The 20,506-nt window shown below is 55.3% G+C and carries 23 protein-coding genes; 13 read left to right on the forward strand and 10 right to left on the reverse strand.

From position 1 onward, the window contains the following. Positions 1-43 precede the first annotated feature (43 nt). Positions 44-370, forward strand: coding sequence for a thioredoxin (gene trxA, locus V7Q10_RS01940; protein ID WP_333867349.1), 327 nt, complete (start codon positions 44-46; stop codon positions 368-370). A gap of 31 nt (positions 371-401) precedes the next feature. Here the strand turns inward: trxA and V7Q10_RS01945 are convergent, their stop codons facing one another. Then, positions 402-1,253 carry a hypothetical protein gene (locus V7Q10_RS01945; RefSeq protein ID WP_333867350.1) on the reverse strand — a complete coding sequence of 284 codons (852 nt, stop codon included), beginning with the start codon at positions 1,251-1,253 and terminating at the stop codon, positions 402-404. Between the two features lie 92 nt (positions 1,254-1,345). Here V7Q10_RS01945 and hslV point away from each other — a divergent pair, with 92 nt between their 5' ends. The 3 genes from hslV (at position 1,346) to V7Q10_RS01960 (ending at position 4,357) form a co-directional block, all read left to right on the forward strand. Beyond that, positions 1,346-1,903, forward strand: coding sequence for an ATP-dependent protease subunit HslV (hslV, locus tag V7Q10_RS01950; RefSeq protein WP_333867351.1), 558 nt, complete (start codon positions 1,346-1,348; stop codon positions 1,901-1,903). Further along, positions 1,900-3,195, forward strand: a complete 1,296-nt coding sequence (gene hslU, locus V7Q10_RS01955; RefSeq protein WP_333867352.1) for an ATP-dependent protease ATPase subunit HslU — start codon at positions 1,900-1,902, stop codon at positions 3,193-3,195. Before hslV ends, hslU begins: the two co-directional genes overlap by 4 nt. A 118-nt stretch (positions 3,196-3,313) precedes the next feature. Beyond that, positions 3,314-4,357 carry an alpha/beta hydrolase gene (locus tag V7Q10_RS01960; protein WP_333867353.1) on the forward strand — a complete coding sequence of 348 codons (1,044 nt, stop codon included), beginning with the start codon at positions 3,314-3,316 and terminating at the stop codon, positions 4,355-4,357. A 3-nt stretch (positions 4,358-4,360) separates the two neighbouring features. Here the strand turns inward: V7Q10_RS01960 and V7Q10_RS01965 are convergent, their stop codons facing one another. The 3 genes from V7Q10_RS01965 to V7Q10_RS01975 are packed head-to-tail and all read right to left on the reverse strand — an operon-like array spanning position 4,361 to position 6,631. Next, a complete protein-coding gene (locus tag V7Q10_RS01965) occupies positions 4,361-4,957 on the reverse strand; it encodes a Smr/MutS family protein (RefSeq protein ID WP_333867354.1) in 597 nt (198 codons plus the stop codon). Position 4,958: 1 nt separating this feature from the next. Continuing rightward, positions 4,959-5,978 carry a murein transglycosylase A gene (gene mltA / locus V7Q10_RS01970; protein WP_333867355.1) on the reverse strand — a complete coding sequence of 340 codons (1,020 nt, stop codon included), beginning with the start codon at positions 5,976-5,978 and terminating at the stop codon, positions 4,959-4,961. Beyond that, positions 5,978-6,631 (reverse strand): Tim44/TimA family putative adaptor protein, encoded by a 654-nt coding sequence (locus V7Q10_RS01975; RefSeq protein ID WP_333867356.1) that lies wholly within the window; start codon positions 6,629-6,631, stop codon positions 5,978-5,980. The genes mltA and V7Q10_RS01975 overlap by 1 nt, the downstream gene beginning before the upstream one ends. 117 nt (positions 6,632-6,748) lie before the next feature. On the opposite strand from V7Q10_RS01975, the gene V7Q10_RS01980 reads away from it, so the two are divergent. Both V7Q10_RS01980 and secB read left to right on the forward strand, forming a co-directional pair. Beyond that, positions 6,749-7,231 (forward strand): FxsA family protein, encoded by a 483-nt coding sequence (locus tag V7Q10_RS01980; protein WP_333867357.1) that lies wholly within the window; start codon positions 6,749-6,751, stop codon positions 7,229-7,231. A 42-nt stretch (positions 7,232-7,273) separates the two neighbouring features. After that, a complete protein-coding gene (gene secB, locus V7Q10_RS01985; RefSeq protein ID WP_333867358.1) occupies positions 7,274-7,744 on the forward strand; it encodes a protein-export chaperone SecB in 471 nt (156 codons plus the stop codon). Positions 7,745-7,787: 43 nt separating this feature from the next. Here the strand turns inward: secB and V7Q10_RS01990 are convergent, their stop codons facing one another. From V7Q10_RS01990 to V7Q10_RS02010, 5 genes are read right to left on the reverse strand one after another with little or no spacing between them, the layout of a single operon-like run. After that, positions 7,788-8,801, reverse strand: coding sequence for an NAD-dependent epimerase/dehydratase family protein (locus V7Q10_RS01990; RefSeq protein ID WP_333867359.1), 1,014 nt, complete (start codon positions 8,799-8,801; stop codon positions 7,788-7,790). Positions 8,802-8,826: 25 nt separating this feature from the next. Further along, the gene (gene dnaQ, locus V7Q10_RS01995) at positions 8,827-9,525 is read right to left on the reverse strand and encodes a DNA polymerase III subunit epsilon (protein ID WP_333867360.1); all 699 of its coding nucleotides are present in this window, start codon (positions 9,523-9,525) and stop codon (positions 8,827-8,829) included. Continuing rightward, positions 9,518-10,111, reverse strand: coding sequence for a dephospho-CoA kinase (coaE, locus tag V7Q10_RS02000; RefSeq protein ID WP_333867361.1), 594 nt, complete (start codon positions 10,109-10,111; stop codon positions 9,518-9,520). The genes dnaQ and coaE overlap by 8 nt, the downstream gene beginning before the upstream one ends. Further along, positions 10,108-10,947, reverse strand: coding sequence for a shikimate dehydrogenase (locus V7Q10_RS02005; protein WP_333867362.1), 840 nt, complete (start codon positions 10,945-10,947; stop codon positions 10,108-10,110). The genes coaE and V7Q10_RS02005 overlap by 4 nt, the downstream gene beginning before the upstream one ends. Beyond that, positions 10,944-11,543 (reverse strand): Maf family protein, encoded by a 600-nt coding sequence (locus tag V7Q10_RS02010; protein WP_333867363.1) that lies wholly within the window; start codon positions 11,541-11,543, stop codon positions 10,944-10,946. Before V7Q10_RS02010 ends, V7Q10_RS02005 begins: the two co-directional genes overlap by 4 nt. Before the next feature lie 449 nt (positions 11,544-11,992). Between V7Q10_RS02010 and V7Q10_RS02015 the strand changes: the two genes are divergently transcribed. The 7 genes from V7Q10_RS02015 to V7Q10_RS02045 all read left to right on the forward strand — a co-directional run bounded on the left by V7Q10_RS02015 (position 11,993) and on the right by V7Q10_RS02045 (position 19,337). Beyond that, complete coding sequence (locus tag V7Q10_RS02015; RefSeq protein ID WP_442885806.1) at positions 11,993-12,406, forward strand: CopD family protein; 414 nt, start codon at positions 11,993-11,995, stop codon at positions 12,404-12,406. A gap of 138 nt (positions 12,407-12,544) precedes the next feature. Further along, positions 12,545-13,813 carry a transcription termination factor Rho gene (gene rho / locus V7Q10_RS02020; RefSeq protein WP_333867437.1) on the forward strand — a complete coding sequence of 423 codons (1,269 nt, stop codon included), beginning with the start codon at positions 12,545-12,547 and terminating at the stop codon, positions 13,811-13,813. A gap of 24 nt (positions 13,814-13,837) precedes the next feature. Continuing rightward, positions 13,838-15,121 carry a tRNA uridine-5-carboxymethylaminomethyl(34) synthesis GTPase MnmE gene (gene mnmE, locus V7Q10_RS02025; RefSeq protein ID WP_333867365.1) on the forward strand — a complete coding sequence of 428 codons (1,284 nt, stop codon included), beginning with the start codon at positions 13,838-13,840 and terminating at the stop codon, positions 15,119-15,121. An 11-nt stretch (positions 15,122-15,132) separates the two neighbouring features. Further along, positions 15,133-16,995 (forward strand): tRNA uridine-5-carboxymethylaminomethyl(34) synthesis enzyme MnmG, encoded by a 1,863-nt coding sequence (gene mnmG, locus V7Q10_RS02030; RefSeq protein WP_333867438.1) that lies wholly within the window; start codon positions 15,133-15,135, stop codon positions 16,993-16,995. Then, on the forward strand, positions 16,992-17,618 hold the full coding sequence (gene rsmG / locus V7Q10_RS02035; RefSeq protein ID WP_333867366.1) for a 16S rRNA (guanine(527)-N(7))-methyltransferase RsmG: 627 nt from the start codon (positions 16,992-16,994) through the stop codon (positions 17,616-17,618). The genes mnmG and rsmG overlap by 4 nt, the downstream gene beginning before the upstream one ends. After that, positions 17,611-18,435 carry a ParA family protein gene (locus V7Q10_RS02040; RefSeq protein WP_333867367.1) on the forward strand — a complete coding sequence of 275 codons (825 nt, stop codon included), beginning with the start codon at positions 17,611-17,613 and terminating at the stop codon, positions 18,433-18,435. The genes rsmG and V7Q10_RS02040 overlap by 8 nt, the downstream gene beginning before the upstream one ends. After that, positions 18,435-19,337, forward strand: a complete 903-nt coding sequence (locus V7Q10_RS02045) for a ParB/RepB/Spo0J family partition protein (protein ID WP_333867368.1) — start codon at positions 18,435-18,437, stop codon at positions 19,335-19,337. The genes V7Q10_RS02040 and V7Q10_RS02045 overlap by 1 nt, the downstream gene beginning before the upstream one ends. Here the strand turns inward: V7Q10_RS02045 and hemW are convergent. Then, a complete protein-coding gene (hemW, locus tag V7Q10_RS02050; protein WP_333867369.1) occupies positions 19,334-20,500 on the reverse strand; it encodes a radical SAM family heme chaperone HemW in 1,167 nt (388 codons plus the stop codon). The genes V7Q10_RS02045 and hemW overlap by 4 nt on opposite strands. Between the last annotated feature and the right edge of the window lie 6 nt (positions 20,501-20,506).

A 20,506-nucleotide genomic window follows, 5' to 3' on the forward strand; every position in this document is an offset into this window, starting at 1 on the left:
TCTTACGTTTGGACCTTGAAATTTTCCCTTAGGAGATCCCGCCATGGGTGCCAATACCATCGCTGTGACCGATGCAACCTTCGATGCCGAAGTGCGCAAATCTGACATTCCTGTTGTTGTCGATTTTTGGGCCGAATGGTGTGGCCCCTGCAAGCAGATCGGCCCTGCGCTGGAAGAGCTTGCTGCGCAATATGCCGGTAAGGTTAAAATCGTCAAAGTAAACGTCGATGAAAATCCTGACAGCCCCGCACAGCTGGGTGTGCGCGGCATTCCATCGTTGTTCTTGTTCAAAAATGGCGAAGTTGTTGCCAATAAAGTCGGTGCAGCCCCTAAGGCGGCGCTGGACACTTGGATTGCCGCTTCGATCTGATCGTGGTTAAAAGGGCCCCTTGCGGGCCCTTTTAAATTGGCCAAGCATGATGCCGCAGCCGTATCAGGATTTGGTCGGCTGCGTTCTCTGCATTGGCGGAAATCGCCTGCTCTCGAAAAAACCAGTGCAAATAGGGCGCGAAATTCTGCGCTGTTTCAACTGATTTAAACGCGGCCTTAATCCCTTGTCTGGGGACCGATCCGGCGATGTGATGAAAATCAATCCGCGCGAAAAGAACCAGCGGCTTTGAGGCGAAATAGCCAATCAATCCCAATGAGGAATTCTCTGTCACAACATAATCGCAGCCCGCCAAAAGCGAAAGCGAGGGTTGCTCTGACAGATGAAAACGATCGGGCAGATCACGCAAGGCGTCGCGCTCGGCCTGACTGTAAACCTCACGCGGGTGCAGCGTGGCAAAGATTTGGCGTTTGGGGTCAGCCGCCAAGGTGGCATGTATCATCTCGATTGGGCTTAAAACCTGAAAGTGGCGTCTTTCCAACAGCTTGCCTTGCAGCGGCATAAAGATATAACCGCCCGAGCGAATTTGAAGCCCGCTAAAAACCTGCTCGCGCCAAAACTTCTGAAACCAATTGGTCCCCGCGCGTGGCGTAAAATCGGATTTTGCCACCTGCCAATCCCAGCGGTCATTGGTGGGCTCGATCCGGAAGAAATGTTTGAAATAGCAATGCCGCAACGACAGGCAATTCAGTTCGGTGACGGGGCGGTTATAGACCATGTGAAAGCCGGGGCCCGCAATCGGGGTGGCCAGATCCTGAAGCTTGACCTGCCATCCGGCGCTGCCAACCGCCTCGACAATCTTGCCGAAAATGCCATCTTTGGCCTCAGCCTGCTTTTGCTGATGGTCTTCAAGGTAAAAATTCATAAGCTGCTGCACTGACATCGTAAAATGCTATTGAAAAAGCCTTGTCGCGTCTAGCCGGGGCTTCCATATAGAAAGCAGAAGTGGAGAACCCTATGGCCGAAGACAAATTTCCGGGCTGGCATGGCACAACAATTTTGGCCGTGCGCCGGGGTGGCGAGGTGGTGGTTGCTGGCGATGGTCAGGTCTCGCTGGGTGCAACGGTGATCAAGGGCACGGCGCGCAAGGTGCGGCGGCTGCAGGTCGGCGGCCATCATGTGGTGGCGGGCTTTGCGGGCTCGACCGCCGATGCCTTTACCCTGTTGGAACGGCTGGAGAAAAAGCTTGAGGCCGCCCCCGGACAGCTTGCCCGCGCCTGTGTTGATCTGGCGAAAGACTGGCGGATGGACAAATATCTGCGCAACCTCGAAGCGATGCTGATCGTCACCGATGGGGCGGATCTATATGTGATCACAGGGGCTGGCGATGTGCTGGAACCCGAGCATGACGTTGCGGCCATCGGGTCGGGCGGCAATTACGCGCTGGCCGCCGCGCGCGGTTTGATGACCACCGATCTTGGCCCCGAAGACATCGCCCGCCGTGCCATGGCGATTGCGGCCGATATTTGCGTCTATACCAACGGCAATCTGACCGTGGAAAGAATCTCGAAATGACCGACCTCACCCCGCGCGAAATCGTCTCAGAGCTTGATCGTCACATCATCGGCCAGCGCGACGCAAAACGCGCCGTCGCGGTGGCGCTGCGCAATCGCTGGCGGCGCAAGAACCTGCCCGATGACATTCGCGACGAGGTTTATCCGAAGAATATTCTGATGATCGGGCCAACCGGCGTTGGAAAAACCGAAATCTCGCGCCGCTTGGCGAAACTGGCGCGCGCGCCGTTTCTGAAGGTCGAGGCGACGAAGTTTACCGAAGTTGGCTATGTTGGCCGCGATGTCGAAAGCATCATCCGCGATCTGGTGGATGCCGCGATGATCGACACCCGCGCGCGGATGCGTGAAGAGGTTGCCGCCCGCGCCAAACAGGCCGCCGAAGACCGCGTCATCGAGGCGCTTGCCGGCAAAGACGCGCGCGAGCAGACCCGCGAGCTGTTTCGCGGCAAGCTGCGGCGCGGTGAATTAGACGATACCGAGATCGAGATCGAACTTGCCGAAACTGCGGCACCGATGCCGATGATGGGCGGGCAGGGCATGGAAATGCAGATGCAGGGCTTGCAAGATCTGTTCAAAGCCTTTGGCCAACGCACCACGCGCAAAAAGGTAACTGTGGCCAACAGCTATGATCTGCTGATCGGGCAAGAGGCCGACAAGCTGCTGGACGACGAGGCGGTGAAGGCCGCAGCCCTAGAGGCCGTGCAAGAAAATGGCATCGTGTTTCTGGACGAGATCGACAAGATCTGCGCCCGTGCTGATGCGCGCGGCGCCGATGTGTCGCGCGAGGGCGTGCAGCGCGATTTGCTGCCGCTGATCGAGGGCACGACGGTTTCGACCAAATATGGGCCGGTAAAGACTGATCATGTGCTGTTTATCGCCTCGGGGGCGTTTCACGTTGCCAAACCTTCGGATCTTTTGCCGGAACTACAGGGGCGTCTGCCGATCCGCGTCGAGCTTTTGCCGCTGACCGAAGCCGACTTCGTGCGGATTCTGACGGAAACCGATAATGCGCTGACCCGGCAATACACCGCGCTGATGGGCACCGAAGCGGTCGAGGTCAGCTTTACCACCGACGGTATCGCAGCGCTTGCCCGCATTGCAGCCGAGGTAAACCGCAGCGTGGAAAACATCGGCGCGCGCAGGCTTTACACGGTGATGGAGCGGGTGTTTGAAGAGCTGTCCTTTGCCGCCCCTGATCGCGCGGGTGATAAGGTTGTGGTCGACGCCGCCTTTGTCGAGGCCAATCTTGGCGAACTGTCGCGCGATAGCGATATCTCGCGCTATGTGTTGTGATCAGACTGCTGAAAGCATCGCTTGACCTCAGGGGAAGACTAGGAAAATAAGGCTTATGCTTCGCATTTTCCTGGCTCTTTCCGTTTTGGCGCTGATGGCTTGCACCCCAAGGGGTGAGGTGACGCTTGACCCAGCGGCGGCAACGGTGGGCCAAGTGCAGCGGGTGTTCATTGGCACCACGCGCGGGCAAAATGATGATGGCAGCTTTGGCAACAAACGCTCGGAGGCGGTGCGGTTTGCCCGCTATGACATCTCGGTTCCGCCCGACCGAAAGCTGGGGCAGATCACTTGGCCGCCGCGGCATGGCGCGATAAATCCAGAAAAGCAGTTTCTGACCACCGACGAGCTGATCTATCAGGCCGATGTCGCCTTTCGAGCCGACCTGAAAACCCAACTTGCGGCGCGCGGCGGCGAGGCGGTGATTTTCGTTCACGGCTATAACAACAACTTCGCCGAAGGCGTCTACCGTGTTGCCCAATTCGCCCATGACCTAAAGCTGCCGGGGGCTGTGGTCCATTACGCTTGGCCCTCGGCCGCTGAACCGCTTGGCTATGCTTACGATCGCGACTCGACGCTGTTTGCCCGCGATGGCCTAGAAGAACTGCTGCACGAAGTCGCGGCCTCGGGGGCCAAGCGCATCGTTTTGGTGGCGCATTCAATGGGGGCGGCCCTGACGATGGAAGCCCTGCGCCAAACCGCGATAAGGGGCGATCGTAAAACGCTGGATTTGATAAGCGCGGTGATCCTGATTTCGCCCGATATCGACGTTGATGTGTTCAAACGCAGCGCGCATTCGATGGGAAAACTGCCGCAGCCTTTCCTGATCTTTGGCTCTGACCGCGACAAAGCCTTGCGGTTTTCGGCGCTGCTGAGTGGGCAATGGGAGCGGCTGGGATCGTTGAAAGACATCACGCGGCTGGCCGATTTGCAGGTGACCTTTTTAGACGTCAGCGAGTTTTCGCAAGGGGTTGGCCATTTTACCGTGGCAGATTCGCCAGCGCTGATCACGCTTTTGACGGGCATTCAATCGGTTGAAGGCGCGTTCGAGTCAGATCGGCGCGCGCGGGTGGGGCTGTTGCCGGGGGTGGTTTTGACCGTGCAAAACGCCACGCGGGTTGTGTTGCAGCCGGTGGCACTGGTGGCGTCAGACCTGACGCGCTAGGCCTTAGCGACGCCGCAAATAGACGTAATAGGCGCCAGAGCCGCCATGCCGCAGATGCGCCTCGGTGACTTGCAGCACCGCAGGGCCAAGCGGCGACATTCGCAGCCACTGCGGCACCTGATGCCGCAAAGCGCCCATGCGCTGCGGAATTGGGCCATCATCATCGCGCCGCTTGCCCTTGCCCGTGATCACCAGAACCAAGCGCAGGCCCGCCGATTGCGCGTTTAGGATAAAGCGGATCAGTTCGGGATGCGCCTCGGACAGGGTCAGCCCATGCAGGTCGATCCGCGCCTCGGGAGCCAGCTTACCACGGGTCATTTTACCATGGGTCTTGGCGTCCATCTGCAAGGGCGCAGCGGCCAGCCCCTGTGCGACGGTCGGGGCCAGATCATGCTTGGGCTTTACCCGCGATTTTTCACCAAGCCGGAACAGCGCAAGCCGCGGCTGCGCTGGCACCAAAGGCGCTGTGGTCTCGGTTTTCAGAACATGCGGTTCCGGCGGAGGAAAGCTGGGCGTCAGCACATGCATCGGCTTGACCGTGCGCGCAACCGCATGCCAAATTTCCTCTTCTTCGGGGCGAAGGCTGCGACGACGGGCCATCTTAACCCTCGGGCTGCAGCGCATAGGCGCGGTCGATCGGCAGCAAAACGATCATGCGACCGCCATCTTTGATCGTGCCAGCGGCATTACCAGCGGCGTCGCCCGTGCCATAGAAAATATCCGCCCGCTGCGCGCCTTTGATCGCACCGCCGGTGTCTTGGGCCACCATCAGGCTACGGATCGGCGTCGCGCCGTCTTTCTCGACCCAAACCGGTGCGCCCATTTGGGTGAAGTCAGGATCAACCGCCACCGAGCGCATCGGCGTAATCGACCGCCCCAGCGCCCCAAGCGGGCCCTGATCACTGGTCAGATCCGAAATGACGCGGAAAAACACATAAGACGGGTTCACGTTCAACAGCTCCATCCCCGAAGACGATCCGCGCACATAAGCGCGAATATCTTGGGCCGAGACTTGGTCAGGGCTGCGCAGGCCGCGCGCAACCATCTCTTGCCCGACCGAGCGATAGGGATGGCCATTGCGCCCCGCATAGCCGACCCGAAGGATATGGCCATTGGTCAGATGAATGCGGCCAGAGCCTTGAATTTGCAGAAAAAACACCTCGACCGGATCGGCCAGCCATGCGATTTCAAGCCCACGGCCGCGCAAGGCCCCGGCTTCGATCTGGGCGCGGCTGTAATAGGTCTGGCCGTCTTGCAGCTCGGGGGGGCGGGCATAAAGCGGATAGGCAAAATGCGGCGTGCGGGTTGCCGAGCCTTGATGCACTGGCTCGTAATAGCCGGTGAACAGCGCGGGCGGCGTGCCGAATTGCACTGGTTTGAACATCAGCTCGAAAAACGCCTTGGCGGCGGCGTCGGATGTATTTGCATCGCCTGCAAGCGCGCAAATCGGCGCCCATTCAGCATCTGTGATCTTATCACAGGTTTGCAAGAACGCCGACAAGGCCGCGCGATGGTCGTCTTGCGCCCAGCCTTGCAGATCAGAAAAGCCAAGCACCTGCGCCTGAAGTGGCGGCGCGGTCATGCCAACCGCCAAAGCCAAGGCGCAAAGCCGGGCACGCATTACTCGCCAGTTGCGACAAGTTGCCAGTTGGGGTCTTGCACCCCCATGCGGCGCGCAAACACCCAAACATCGCGCTGGCGCTTCACCTCGGTGGTAGAGCCTTCGACGATTTCGCCAGCCTTATTGCGGGTGACTGAGGTCAGCTCGCCGGTAAAGCGCACCGAAATCTCGGCGGTTTTGCTGCTGGCGTCAAAATCAGCTTCGACCAAGGCAAGATCACGAATGCCAATGAACTTTGCCTCGGTGGTTAGCCCAGCCTGTTCACGCGCATTGATGGCTTGGGCAAAGGTGGCTTCCACCTCATCCGCAAGGAAGGGCCGAATGCTGTCGATATCGCCGCTTTCAAAGGCCATAACGATCATTTCATAGGCCCCCCGCGAGCCACGCAGGAACTCTCCGACAGCAAAACTGGGCTCTGCGGCCTTCATCGCCGCCAGCGCACGCGCGCTTGCCGAACCTTCTGCCGCATGATCGGTGATGTCAGCGTCTGGCCCGCCCTCGATCACCTCGAATTTCGCGCGTTTGGCCGGAGCCTCTGCGGCAACACGAGGTTTTTCAAACCCCTCGCGGGTGCCAAGCACTGCACGCAGCTTTAAAATAAGAAAGACCGCAATTCCGGCCAGAACAAGCAATTGAATAAGAGAGGATTCCATTAAGCGCCTCGAAGATTTGCCGGGGGGTTGGTTATCCGGATGTTGAAGCCTTATGTAGGGGCTGGGTGTGCCTAAGTCTACCATCTGGGGCGCGCGTTCTGCACGGAGGTTGCGCGAATGTGGATTTTTGGGCTGTTTTTGGTGATTCCCTTGGTGGAAATCGCGCTTTTTGTCACGGTTGGCGCATGGTTAACGCTTTGGCCGACCCTGGGAATTGTGCTTTTTACAGGTGTTCTGGGCGCTTGGCTGGTGCGCTTGCAGGGCCTAGGCGTGCTGCGCGAAATTCAGGCCGCAGGCCCAACGTCAGATCCTTTATCGCCGCTTGCCCATGGTGCGCTGATTTTGATCGGCGGCTTTATGCTGATGCTACCGGGGTTTTTCACCGATACGCTTGGGTTTTTGCTGATGGTGCCTGTGCTGCGGCGCGGGATCATTGCCTATCTGGGCGCGCGGATCAAACTATCGAGCGTGCAAATGGGTGGCTTTCGCAGTGGGCCGAGCGCCGATTGGGTCGATGGCGATTATAAGGACGTCACCCCTGAAAATGAGCGTTCATCATCAGACCGGATAGAGCGGCCATCAAAATGGACAGAGCATTAGTCAGATGTTAGGAAGACGCAGGAATTTTTAAGGAGTGGGCTTATGTCCGAAGAGAACAGCGGCGCGCCGCAAGTAAAAATGTCGGTTCTAGCGCAATTTGTGCGGGACATGTCGTTTGAAAATATGGTCGCGCAAAAGGGCATCGCCTCGGCGGATGTGCAGCCAGACATTCAAGTGCAGGTCAGCCTTGATGCGCGCAAGCGGGCGCAAGAGTTTCAATACGACATTGTGACCAAGTTCAAAGTCACCTCGAAAAACAAGGTCAACGACGAGACTTTGTTCCTGATCGAGCTGGATTACGGCGGCATTTTCCACGTTGAAGGGGTGCCGGATGAGCAGTTGCACCCGTTTTTGCTGATCGAATGCCCACGGCTGTTGTTCCCCTTTGTGCGCCGCATCATCTCGGACGTGACGCGCGATGGTGGCTTCCCGCCGCTGAACATCGACACGGTGGATTTCCTTGCGCTCTATCGCAACGAAATCGCGCGGCGGCAGGCTTCAGAACTGAACTAAGGCTGTCAAACACTGAAAAGCCGGCCTTTCGGGGCCGGTTTTTTCATATTTGATAGTAATCGCGATACCAGCGCACAAAGGCCGAGACGCCCTCGCGGAAGTTGGTTTGCGGCGCGTATCCTGTCAGCGCTTTCAACAGATTGGCATCAGCATAGGTTGCAGGCACATCGCCGGTTTGCATCGGCATGTAATTGCGGATGGCTTTGCGGCCAATCTCGTCCTCAATCGCTTCGATGAAATCCAGCAGCTTGACCTTATCGGAATTTCCAATGTTAACAACGCGGTAAGGTGCTGCTGGTGACAAGCTGTCCCCGGGTGCTATGTCTTCTGGCGTGGCGGGGCGCTCTGGCACCGCGTCGATCAGCAAACGGATGCCGCGCACCAAATCCTCGACATAAGTGAAATCGCGCCACATATCGCCATTGTTGTAAATGTCGATCGGGGTGCCTTCCAGGATCCCGCGGGTGAATTTGTAAAGCGCCATATCGGGGCGGCCCCAGGGGCCATAGACGGTAAAAAACCGAAACATCGTCACCGGCAGACCGTAGATATGCGCGTAGGAATGGCCCATCGCCTCGTTCGCCTTTTTGGTGGCGGCGTAAAAAGTCAGCGGGGTTTCGGTCTTATCAGTCTCGACAAAAGGCATTTCGGTATTGGCGCCATAGACCGAAGAGGTCGAAGCCATCAGCAAATGCTGCACCTTCAGCTCGCGGGCAAGGTCCAGCACGTTAAAGCCGCCGACAAGATTGGCGTTCAGATAGGCGCGCGGGTTTTCCAGCGAATAGCGCACCCCCGCTTGGGCCGCGAGGTGGACGATCACATCAGGCTTGGCCGCGCGCATGGCGGTTTCCAGCGCGGTTTGATCTTCCAAAAGCGCCTCGGTCATCGAGAAATTCGGGCTTTGCATCAGCATGGCATGGCGGCGCTGTTTCAGCGTGACGTCATAGTAATTGGTCATGCCATCATAGCCCACAACACGAAAGCCTTCGGCCAGCAGAAGTTTCGACAGGTGATAGCCGATAAAGCCCGCAGAGCCCGTAACAAATACCGTTTTCATAAAGAACCTTTGAATTTTGGCTATGTTAGAGCCGTTTTTTCCAAATTGCAGCTTCGCCCATCTTGTCGACAAATGCGGCATGCGCCTCAGCTTCGGCGGCACTCAGGCGGGGGGAAAGCGGTGTTGTGCGCGGACGGGGGCGCCAATCGGTGGCGCTTTGGCTGTTGCCAGAGGTGTTGGATTGCGCGGCGGGGTTAAGGCCAAAATCGGGCTGACGACCGCCGACGAGTTCTAGATAAACCTCGGCCAAAATTTCAGAATCGAGCAAAGCACCGTGCTTTTCCCGCGCAGAATTGTTGACACCAAAGCGGCGACACAGCGCATCAAGCGAGGCAGGCGAGCCGGGGAATTTCTTGCGCGCGATCATCAGCGTATCGGTGGCGCGCGCCATCGGAATGATCGGCAGGCCGACGGCGTTCAGCTCGTGATTCAGGAATTTCATATCAAAAGCGGCGTTATGGATCACCAGCTGCGCGTCACCGATAAAATCCAGAAAGGCTTGGCCAATGTCTTTGAACACTGGGAATCCGCGCAGAAAATCATCGCCCAGACCATGCACTTCGAAGGCGGCGGTCGGCATGGCACGCAGCGGATTGATATATTGGTGATAGGTGTTGCCCGTCGGCAGGTGGTTGAACAGCTCTACCGCGCCGATTTCAACGATGCGGTCGCCTTCACTGGGTTCAAAGCCAGTGGTTTCGGTGTCGAGCACGATTTCACGCATGGGTTTGCCTTTGTCGGATATCTTGCAAGATCTGTTTCACAGCATGGGCGGCGCTGTCTAGGGTGGTGGTGTCAATCACCCAAGTGGCGCGCGCGCGTTTTTCGGCGTCTGGCAATTGGCGCGACAGAATAAGCTCTAGCTCGGGCTCTGTCATCTGCCCCCGCGCTAGAACCCGTTTGCGTTGGATTTCCGCAGGAACAGAGACGACCGCGATGCCATCACAAAGGCTGTCTGAACCAGTTTCAAACAAAAGCGGAATATCAAGCAGAACGATCGGCGCCACAGTTTGTGCCAGAAACATGATGCGACTGGCGGCAACAAGCGGGTGAATTTTAGCTTGAACCAGATCCAGAAAAGCCGGATCTACGGCGATTTTGGCGCGCAGCAGCGGGCGAGACACCGCCTCGTCTTCAATCACTTCGGGACAGAGCTTTGCGAGAATTTCAGTAGCTTGGCCGCCCTTGGCATAAAGCGCATGCACAGTGGCATCGGCATCCCAAACCGGAATGCCTTGGGCTGCGAAAAACTGGGCGGTGGTCGATTTGCCCATGCCGATTGATCCGGTCAGGCCAAGTCGGTAGCTCATGCCGAAAGCACGGCTTGCCGGGTGGCGGCGTCAACTTCTGGACGGTGCCCGAACCAGCGTTCAAAGCCGGGGGCAGCCTGATGCAACAGCATCCCCAAGCCATCAACCGTGGTGCAGCCTTTGGCGGCGGCGTCGATCAAGAACTGCGTTTGCAACGGTGTATAGACGAGGTCTGTCACAAGCGCGGATTTTTCCAAGGCATCAAGTGGCACGCGAAAATCAGATTTTCCTGCCATACCAAGCGAGGTGGTGTTCACCACCGTTGCAGCACCTTCCAGCATGCTGGGGGCTTGCACCCAATCGACCACAACAAGCTTTGCACCGAAATCTGCACGCAGGGCCTCGGCCCGGTGGCGGGTGCGATTGACGATTCGAATTTCGGGAACGCCTACCTCGATCAGGGCGGCAATCACGGCACGCGCTGCACCTCCGGCCCCAAAAATCGCCGCAGGGCCAGCACTTGGCGTCCACTGTGGCGCATTTTGCCGCAGATTGGCGATAAAGCCGGCGCCATCGGTGTTATCCGCATGCAAGCGGCCATCAGCGCGAATAATCAGCGTGTTCGCCGCCCCAATCAAAGCGGCACGATCGGTGACGACATCGGCGAGTTTCAGCACGGCTTCTTTGTGCGGAATCGTGACATTTGCACCAACAAACCCCAGCTTTGGCAGCACCTCGAGCGCCTGTTGCAAATCTTGTTGCGCAATGTGCAGCGGCACATAATGGCCCTTGAGACCATAGCGTTGCAGCCAGTAGCCGTGCAGTGCCGGCGAGCGGCTATGGGCGATCGGGTCACCAATCACACCAGCGAGGGGGATGCGCGCAAGCTCTGTCATGTTTCGATGAAATCTCTTGTTGCCAGAAAACCAAGGAGCGGAAGCAGGGGAAGGCCCAATATCGTAAAGTAGTCGCCAACGAGGGCGGTAAACAAGCGAATACCTTCTTCTTCCAGCTTATAGCCGCCAACCGAATGTTGGATGCTGTGCCAATTTCGCGCAAGATAGGCATCAAGATAGCTGTCAGACACCTCGCGCATGGTCAGGCTGGCTGTGGCAACATGCCGCCAGATTGGCTTGCCCTGATCATAAAGCACAAGCGCTGAGATCAGCTGATGTGTCTGGCCGCGCAGCAAGACCAGCTGTTGACGCGCCTCTTCGATGCTTTCCGGCTTACTGAAAAGCTGGTCTTTCAGCGCGAGCACCTGGTCACAGCCCAAAACCAAGGCTGTGGGGTTTTTCTCAGCCAACTTACGCGCCTTCATTTCGGCCAGAGCGTCGGCGATGTCGCGGGGTTTGGCATGTTCGGCCAAAAGCGCGTCGCGGATCGTCGCCTCGTCGATACGGGCGGGCTGAGCGGTCGCCTCAAGCCCAGCTTGGTGCAAAAGCTGAAGACGAATGCTGGAGGCAGAGGCGAGAAGGAGGGGGCGGGACATGGGGCAGCCTTGTGGAAAAACTCTGTTTGTTCTCGCGGGATAGGTTCTGGATAAGCCGCAGCCTGCGCTGACGAAGCAGGTTGGCTGTGGATTTGTCAAGCTTTTGGCAGCAGTTCACGACAGTTACACACATGGGGATAGCGATGTAACTTGGCTGTGGGGAGCAGAGTTATCCGCAGGCTGTGTAGGGAATTTTTGGAAATAAATGTTTCTTAAAATACTGATAATTAACAATTTATTTACAGTTTACCGTTGAGCAAGATAAACCGCCCACAGAAGGCACCTTGGGGATAAGGCACTGGAAAAAACAGGAAATTCTGTTATCCACGCCCCCTACATCATCATCTATCTTTCTAGAATCTTTTCTTTAAGAAGAAGTAAAGAAGCGAGGTTGGGCTGTGGGCGACTTGTTGGCGAGCGTTTATCCTTGGGTGAAATCACTTCATGTGATGTCTGTCATCGCTTGGATGGCTGGGTTGTTCTATTTGCCACGGCTTTTCGTCTATCATGTTGAGGGTCTAAAAAAGCAGGGGGTGCTGGCAGGCAGTGAGATGGATTTGCTGTTTCAGCATCAGGAACGGCTGCTTTTGAAGGCAATTACAAATCCGGCAGGGATTTCGACTTGGATCTTTGGTCTGGCCTTAGTGTTTACGCCCGGGATTGTGGATTGGTCGCAGGCTTGGCCTTGGGTGAAGGCGGGTTCGGTGATTGGGATGACTTGGTTTAACGTTTGGTTAGCGGCGCGGAGGTTGGAGTTTCTGGCAGGGAAAAACCAGCTGACTGGGCGGCAGTACCGGATGATGAACGAGGTTCCGACGGTTTTTATGGTTTTGATCGTGATCTCGGTGATTGTGAAATATTGAAATGGTTGACTTCTGACGGCGCTGGGCTTAGCTGGCGGTCAGCGAGGCCATTCGGCCAGTCCGCTTTCCATTTACATTGCTGCTGCTGGGCCTGCTGGGCTTTGCGCCGAAGGTGATCCCCTGATGACTTCCCCCACGATTGTTGAACAATTGAATCTTGCTGACTTGAAAGCCAAGACGCCGGCAGAGCTGCTGGCGATGGCCGAAGAGTGGGAGATTGAGAACGCGCCTTCGATGCGCAAGGGCGAGATGATGTTCTCGATCTTGAAAGAGCATGCAGAAGAAGGCTGGGAGATTGGCGGCGACGGCGTGTTGGAAGTGTTGCAGGACGGCTTTGGCTTTCTGCGCTCGCCGCTGGCAAACTATTTGCCGGGACCAGATGATATTTACGTCTCGCCCGATATCTTGCGGCAGTTTTCGTTGCGAACAGGCGACACCATTGAAGGTGTTATTCAGGCGCCGCGCGAGAATGAAAAATATTTCTGCATGACCAAGGTCACAAAGATCAACTTTGATGACCCAGAACGGGCGCGGCACAAGGTGCATTTTGACAACCTGACGCCGCTTTATCCCGATGAGCGGTTGAAGATGGAAGTGGAAGATCCGACGATCAAGGACCGTTCGGCGCGGATTATTGACTTGGTTTGCCCTATTGGCAAAGGCCAGCGGGCGCTGATCGTGGCGCCGCCGCGGACGGGTAAGACGGTGTTGTTGCAAAACATCGCCAATTCGATCGCTATGAACCATCCTGAGTGTTATTTGATTGTTTTGCTGATTGACGAGCGGCCAGAAGAAGTGACGGATATGCAGCGGTCGGTGAAGGGGGAGGTTGTGTCTTCGACCTTTGACGAGCCTGCAACGCGGCATGTGGCGGTTGCCGAGATGGTAATCGAGAAGGCCAAGCGGCTGGTAGAGCATAAGCGCGATGTGGTGATCTTGCTTGATTCGATCACGCGTTTGGGTCGGGCGTTCAACACTGTGGTGCCTTCGTCGGGTAAGGTTTTGACCGGTGGTGTTGATGCGAATGCTTTGCAGCGGCCGAAGCGGTTCTTTGGCGCAGCGCGTAATATTGAAGAGGGTGGGTCGTTGACCATCATCGCGACGGCGCTGATTGATACCGGAAGTCGGATGGACGAGGTGATCTTTGAAGAATTCAAGGGCACCGGCAACTCGGAAATCGTGCTGGATCGTAAGGTTGCCGATAAGCGCGTGTTCCCTGCGATTGATATTCTGAAATCTGGCACGCGGAAAGAAGATCTGTTGGTTGAGAAGACCGATTTGCAGAAGACCTACGTTCTGCGGCGGATTTTGAACCCGATGGGCACGACGGATGCGATCGAGTTCCTGATCGGCAAGTTGAAGCAAACCAAGAGCAATGCGGAATTCTTCGACTCTATGAACGCTTAAGCGTTCATAATCAGAGGGTTAGCTATGGAAACCATTTTCGCTCTTGCCACTGCGCGGGGTAAGGCTGGCGTGGCTGTCGTGCGACTGTCAGGGCCTTTGGCGCATGCGGCCGTTGGCAAGCTTTGCGCTTTGCCCGAACCCCGGCAAGCGGGCTTGCGGCGGTTGCTTTGGCAGGGTGAGGTCTTGGACGAGGCCTTGGTGCTGGTGTTCGAAGATGGCGCGAGTTTTACCGGTGAATGTTCCGCAGAGGTGCAATTGCATGGGTCTGTTGCAGTTGTCGCAAAAGTCTTGCAGGTGTTTTCCGGAATGGATGGGCTGCGTCTGGCGGAAGCTGGAGAGTTTACCCGCCGCGCCCTAGAGAATGGGCGGCTTGATCTGGCGCAGGTGGAGGGGCTTGCTGATCTGATTGATGCCGAGACAGAGGCGCAGCGACGGCAGGCTTTGCGGGTGTTTTCGGGCGCTTTGGGGCAGCGCATTGATGTTTGGCGCAGAGATTTGGTGCGGGCAGCAGCCTTGATCGAAGCAACAATAGACTTTGCAGATGAAGAGGTGCCGGTTGATGTGACGCCAGAAGTGCGCGGGCTTGTGTCGGGGCTTTTGGCGTCGTTGCGGTCTGAGCGCGCGGGTGCTGTGGCTGCAGAACGCGTTCGCGACGGTTTCGAGGTGGCGATTGTTGGTGCGCCAAATGTTGGAAAATCGACTCTGTTGAATGCCTTGGCTGGGCGTGAAGCGGCGATTACTTCGGAGTTTGCAGGCACGACACGCGATGTTATTGAAGTTCGGATGGATATCGGCGGTTTGGCGGTAACATTGTTGGACACAGCAGGATTGCGCGATTCCGTAGATGTGATTGAGCGGATCGGTATTGGCCGTGCAATTGAACGGGCACAGAAAGCCGATCTCCGGGTGTTTTTGCTGGAAACTGAAGGTGAGACCTTTGAGGTAGAGGCAGAACCTGATGATATATTTGCTCTTGGTAAGGCGGATCAGCGGCCTGGGGTGACTCAGGCGGTCTCTGGGAAAACTGGCGTCGGCGTGGACTGGCTGATTTCTGCAATTTCTTTACGATTGGGCGCGCGGGCGGCGTCCGCGGGATTGTTGATTCGAGAGCGGCAGCGTATTGCTTTGCAGCAGGCGATTGTCGGATTGGAAGCTGTTGAGCAATTGTTGCCATCTGCTTTGGAGTTTCCTGAGCTGATAGCCGTTGAATTGCGTCGCTCTTTGCGGGCTTTGGAAATAATGGTTGGTCGAATCGATGTTGAAAGCTTGTTGGATGAGATATTCTCGAGCTTCTGCATAGGAAAATGAGGCTGTTTCACGTGAAACATTTTGACGTTATTGTTATTGGCGGTGGGCATGCGGGGGCGGAAGCAGCTGCGGCCTCTGCGCGTATGGGCGTGCGCACAGCTTTGGTGACGTTACGCCGGGCCGCGATTGGTGTCATGTCGTGTAATCCGGCGATTGGTGGTCTGGGAAAGGGCCATCTTGTACGTGAAATCGACGCGATGGATGGAATTATGGCGCGCGCGGCGGACCGAGCGGGCATTCAGTTTCGGCTTTTGAACCGCAGGAAGGGGCCAGCAGTTCAGGGACCGCGGGCACAAGCAGATCGCCGCTTGTATCGCGAGGCTATTCAAGAGTTTTTGGGTCAAGAGCCCCTTTTAGAGGTCGTAGAGGGCGAAGTTTCGCGTCTTATGGAGGCCTCCGGTCGGATTACTGGTGTTATTTTAGCGGATGGTACAGAGATTCTTGCACAAGCAGTTATTTTGACTGCTGGAACATTTCTGAACGGAATCATGCATATTGGTGATCAACGCAGCCCGGGTGGTCGCGTTGGGGATAAACCGTCTGTTTTGCTTGCCGAGCAGTTGGCTGGGCTAAACCTGGCAAGAGGCAGGCTTAAAACGGGGACACCACCACGGCTCGATGGCCGCACGATCAACTGGTCGGTTCTAGAGTCCCAGCCGGGCGATGAGACACCAACGCTTTTCTCGTTTTTAAATAAGGTGCCGACTGCAAGACAGATCTCTTGTGGGATTACTCATACCAACGAAAAGACCCACGACATTGTTCGTGAAAACCTTAACCGTTCTGCCATGTATGGTGGCCATATTGAGGGGATTGGCCCGCGGTATTGTCCCTCGATCGAGGATAAAATCGTGCGATTCGCTGATAAGGTATCACACCAAATTTTCCTTGAGCCTGAAGGTCTTGACGACCATACGGTTTATCCGAACGGCATATCTACTTCTCTTCCTGCCGAGGTTCAGGAGAGCTATGTTCGGTCAATCCATGGCCTGGAGCGGGTCACTATTTTGCAGCCCGGATACGCGATTGAATATGATTATTTTGATCCACGCGAACTTGATCTTTCGCTACAATTGAAAGCTTTAAAGGGGCTTTATTTTGCTGGTCAAATAAATGGGACCACTGGCTATGAAGAAGCGGCGGCGCAGGGCTTGTTGGCCGGCTTAAATGCAGCAGCCACAGTTTTAGGGAAAGAGCCGATTAGCTTTGGCCGTTCCAGCAGTTATATTGGTGTGATGGTTGATGATTTGACGTCGAAAGGGGTGACAGAGCCCTATCGAATGTTTACCTCGCGCGCCGAATTTCGTCTTACAATGCGTGCCGATAACGCAGATGGTCGATTGACGCCGCTTGGAATTGATCTTGGTTGCGTCCGCGAGGCGAGGCGTGTGGCATTTTTACAGAAGCAAGAACAAATTAATTCTGCAACCGATGTGCTTTCGAATAGAGTTTTTTCTGGCAAGGATTTTGCTTCGGTCGGCATTACATTGAGCCAAGATGGCGCAAGGAGGTCGGCATTGTCGATCCTCGCTTTCCCAGATGTTTCAGTGGATCAGGTAGAGATTTTGGTCCCTGAGTTTGTCGCGTTTGAAGACGAAATAAAGCGGCAAGTTGCGATAAACGCGCTCTACGCACAGTATCTTTCTAGGCAAGCAAGTGAGGCTAAATCCTTGCGAAAGGAGGAAGAAACTTTGATTCCTCCGTCTCTGAGCTTTGTGGGAATGCCTGGTTTGTCGGGAGAACTTGCACTAAAGCTTGGGCGCCTGCGTCCTGCCAATTTGGCACAGGCAGCGCGAATCGAAGGCATGACGCCAGCAGCTTTAACATTGATCTTAGCGCAAATCCGCAAGCAGCGTCGGCAGGCCTCACTGTGAGAGATGATTATCTAACACTTCCAGATTGGCTTGATGTTTCACGTGAAACATTCACAAAGTTGGCCGCTTTTCAGGCATTGGTTGAGAAGTGGAATCCCGCAATAAATCTGATCTCCAAGAGCCGTATTTCGGAATTATGGGATCGGCATATTCTTGATTCTGCACAGTTAATCAGGTTTTGCCCCCCAGGCACAATCAGTTGGTGTGATCTCGGTTCTGGCGGTGGATTTCCTGGACTGGTTATTTCGATTTTGGCGCAAGACCGCTTTCCGGATCTTACCGTTACACTTGTCGAATCTGACCGCCGAAAGGCAGTATTTTTGGGTCAAGCTATTCGCGAGCTTGCCTTGAATGCCGTGGTGGAAGCGAAAAGAATTGACGACTTGCCAAACCTTAACAGTCAAGTCGTATCGGCTCGGGCCCTGGCTTCGCTGACTGATCTTCTTCCCTGGGTTCAACGCCATCTGTGTCGTGACGGCGTCGCGATTTTCCCTAAAGGCGCAAATGCTCAGCAAGAGGTTATTGATGCCCGCAAAAATTGGTCTTTCGATATTGAAGAATTTAGCAGCTTCACCTCAATCGAATCTCGCATTCTGGTTCTGAAAGACATTTCACATGCCTAATGTTTTTGAAAAGTCCTCCCCTATTATTATTTCTGTCGCCAACCAGAAGGGCGGTGTTGGTAAGACCACGACAACAATTAACCTCGCGGCTGCGCTGGCAGAGCGCGGTGCAAATACTTTGCTCATTGATCTAGATCCTCAGGGCAATGCTTCAACCGGCCTTGGCTTTCCGCCAACGGAACGGAAAAAGACCACCTACGATATCCTGATTGAAGAAACTCCGCTGCTTGAAGCGATTGTCGCGACGAGCGTCGCAGGTCTCTCGATTTGCCCGTCCAGTGCAGACCTTTCGTCTGCCGATATTGAATTAATGGCGAACGAAAAGCGCAGCTTTCTGCTGCATGACTCTCTGCGTGACCCACAAATTTCCCAACTCGGGCTCGACTTTATCCTGATTGACTGTCCGCCCTCGTTAAGTCTGCTGACCGTCAATGCCTTGGTTGCCAGTCACGCCGTGCTTGTACCGCTTCAGGCGGAATTTTTCGCCCTTGAAGGGCTTTCGCAACTTATGCTGACGATCCGTGAGGTGCGGCGTAGTGCGAATCCTGCATTGCGGATTGAGGGTGTGGTTTTGACGATGGTAGATGGTCGCAATCGGCTGTCACAGCAGGTTGAAAGCGATGCGCGTAAGACATTGGGCGAGCTGGTTTTTGCCACAACAATCCCCAGAAATGTTAGGCTAAGTGAAGCCCCCTCTTACGCGCAGTCGGTCTTAGATTATGATGGCAATTCAAAGGGAGCTGAGGCCTATAGAGCCTTGGCGCAAGAAGTGCTGGCGCGGCATTCAGGGGTGTTGTGCAACAGGAGGACTGACTGATGGAAAAGAAATCGGAGCGTCGCGGTCTTGGCAGGGGGTTATCTGCTCTCATGGCCGATGTGAATCTTGATGTTAGCCCAGCGGTCGCGCAGCCACGGTCGGAAACTCTGCTGCCCGTGGAGAGGATTGTTCCGAACCCAGAGCAGCCGCGCCGAGATTTTGAGCCGAAAGCGCTACAGGATCTTGCCGACTCGCTTCGTCAAAAAGGCGTGATTCAGCCGCTTATTGTACGCAAGATTGCCAACCAAGATATGTATGAGATTGTTGCTGGTGAACGGCGCTGGCGGGCTGCCCAGATTGCGAAGCTTCACGAATTACCGGTAATAGTCAGAGAGTTTAGCGATTCGGAAGTTCTTGAAATCGCGATTATCGAGAATATTCAACGCGAAGAGCTGAATGCCATTGAAGAGGCGCTTGCATATAAGCAGCTGATGACTCGTTTTGGGCATACCCAAGAGAAAATCTCTGAGGCGCTTTCACGCAGTCGCAGCCACATAGCGAACCTGTTGCGCCTTCTGTCTTTGCCTGACGATGTGCAGCACATGGTAAAAAGTGGAACGCTCTCGGCAGGTCATGCGCGTGCGCTTATCACCACACCAAATGCTCTTGAGCTTGCTTTAAAGGTTGTTGGAAAGGGGCTTTCGGTCCGTGAAACTGAAGATTTGGTGCGTAAATCTTCGATAGACCCCACCAAGCGCCGCAAGGCAGCACAAAGTGATGGCAAGGATGCTGACACGAAGGCTCTTGAGGCTGACCTTTCCGCCAATTTGAAGATGGCGGTAAGAATAGATCATGAACCCGCAGGTGGCGGGCGGATCAGCATTTCATACCACAGTCTCGATGATCTTGATTTGCTGTGTCAGGTGTTGTCAGTGATCCCGCGCGATATGGCGCGCTCTTAAGCACCAGCGAGTTTTCTTATAACCGCGTTTAATAAAACGCGTCCCTTCGCTGTTGCAACTAGTCTTCCATCGTGGCGGATGAGAAGGCCATTTTCAGATAAGTCATTGATTATGTTTGCTTCTAGGGCTGATTTTGATATTTGAGTGTGACGATCAATATCCAATCCTTCACTTAAGCGAAGTGACATGAGCAGATATTCAAGCCCGTGTTCCTCGCAAGAAAGGGCCTGTCGTGCCAATTCAGGTTTTTGATCTGCCAAGGCCATTTGCAGCCAAAGTGCGGGCGATTTAGGCGACTCGGTCGCGTATCTTTGCCCATTCAGTGTTAACCGGCCATGCGCGCCTGGCCCGATGCCAAGATAATCGCCGCCACGCCAATAGATCAGATTGTGTCGTGATTCGCTGCCCAGTTTCGCATGGTTCGACACTTCATAAGCAGGCATTCCTGCCTGCTCGCAGGCCTCTTGCGTTAGGTCGTACATGTCGGCGGCCAGATCTTCTTCCGGCAATCCCTTCAACCCGCCCCTGCTTAATCTATCCGAAAAGGCCGTACCGTCTTCAATGGTTAGTTGGTACAAAGAAATGTGATCAATTGATAGGGCCAGCGCTGATTTCAGTTCCTGCCTCCAGTCGCTAAGGCTTTGGTCTTGTCGGGCATAAATCAGGTCAAAGCTCACACGTTCAAAACATTTTCGTGCAATATCAAAGGCTTTTATCGCTTCCTTTGCGCTGTGACGCCGCCCCAGCCTTCGCAGGTCTGCATCATTCATCGCCTGCATGCCCATCGAAACCCTGTTGATGCCTGCATCGCGATAGCCCCTAAAGCGTTCTGCTTCTATAGAACTTGGGTTGGCCTCAAGCGTGATCTCGGGGTCGTTCACCATCGGCCAAGTGGTGCGCACTGCTTCCAGCACCCCATTGACTGTCTCTGGGGTCATCAGCGAAGGCGTGCCGCCACCAAAGAAAACAGTCTGTAAAACACGTCCTTTGGTTTCTGCGCCAAGTCTTTTGATTTCCTTGACATAGGCTGACTGCCACTGTTTCTGATTAATCGTCGCAGCAACATGGCTGTTGAAATCACAATAGGGACATTTTGATTCACAAAAGGGCCAATGAATATACAGACCAAAGCCGCCCGCTTTCCAATCCTCATCCGGCTGCATGGTTCG

The sequence above is a fragment of the Cypionkella sp. genome, assembly GCF_036782355.1.
Lineage (GTDB): Bacteria > Pseudomonadota > Alphaproteobacteria > Rhodobacterales > Rhodobacteraceae > Cypionkella.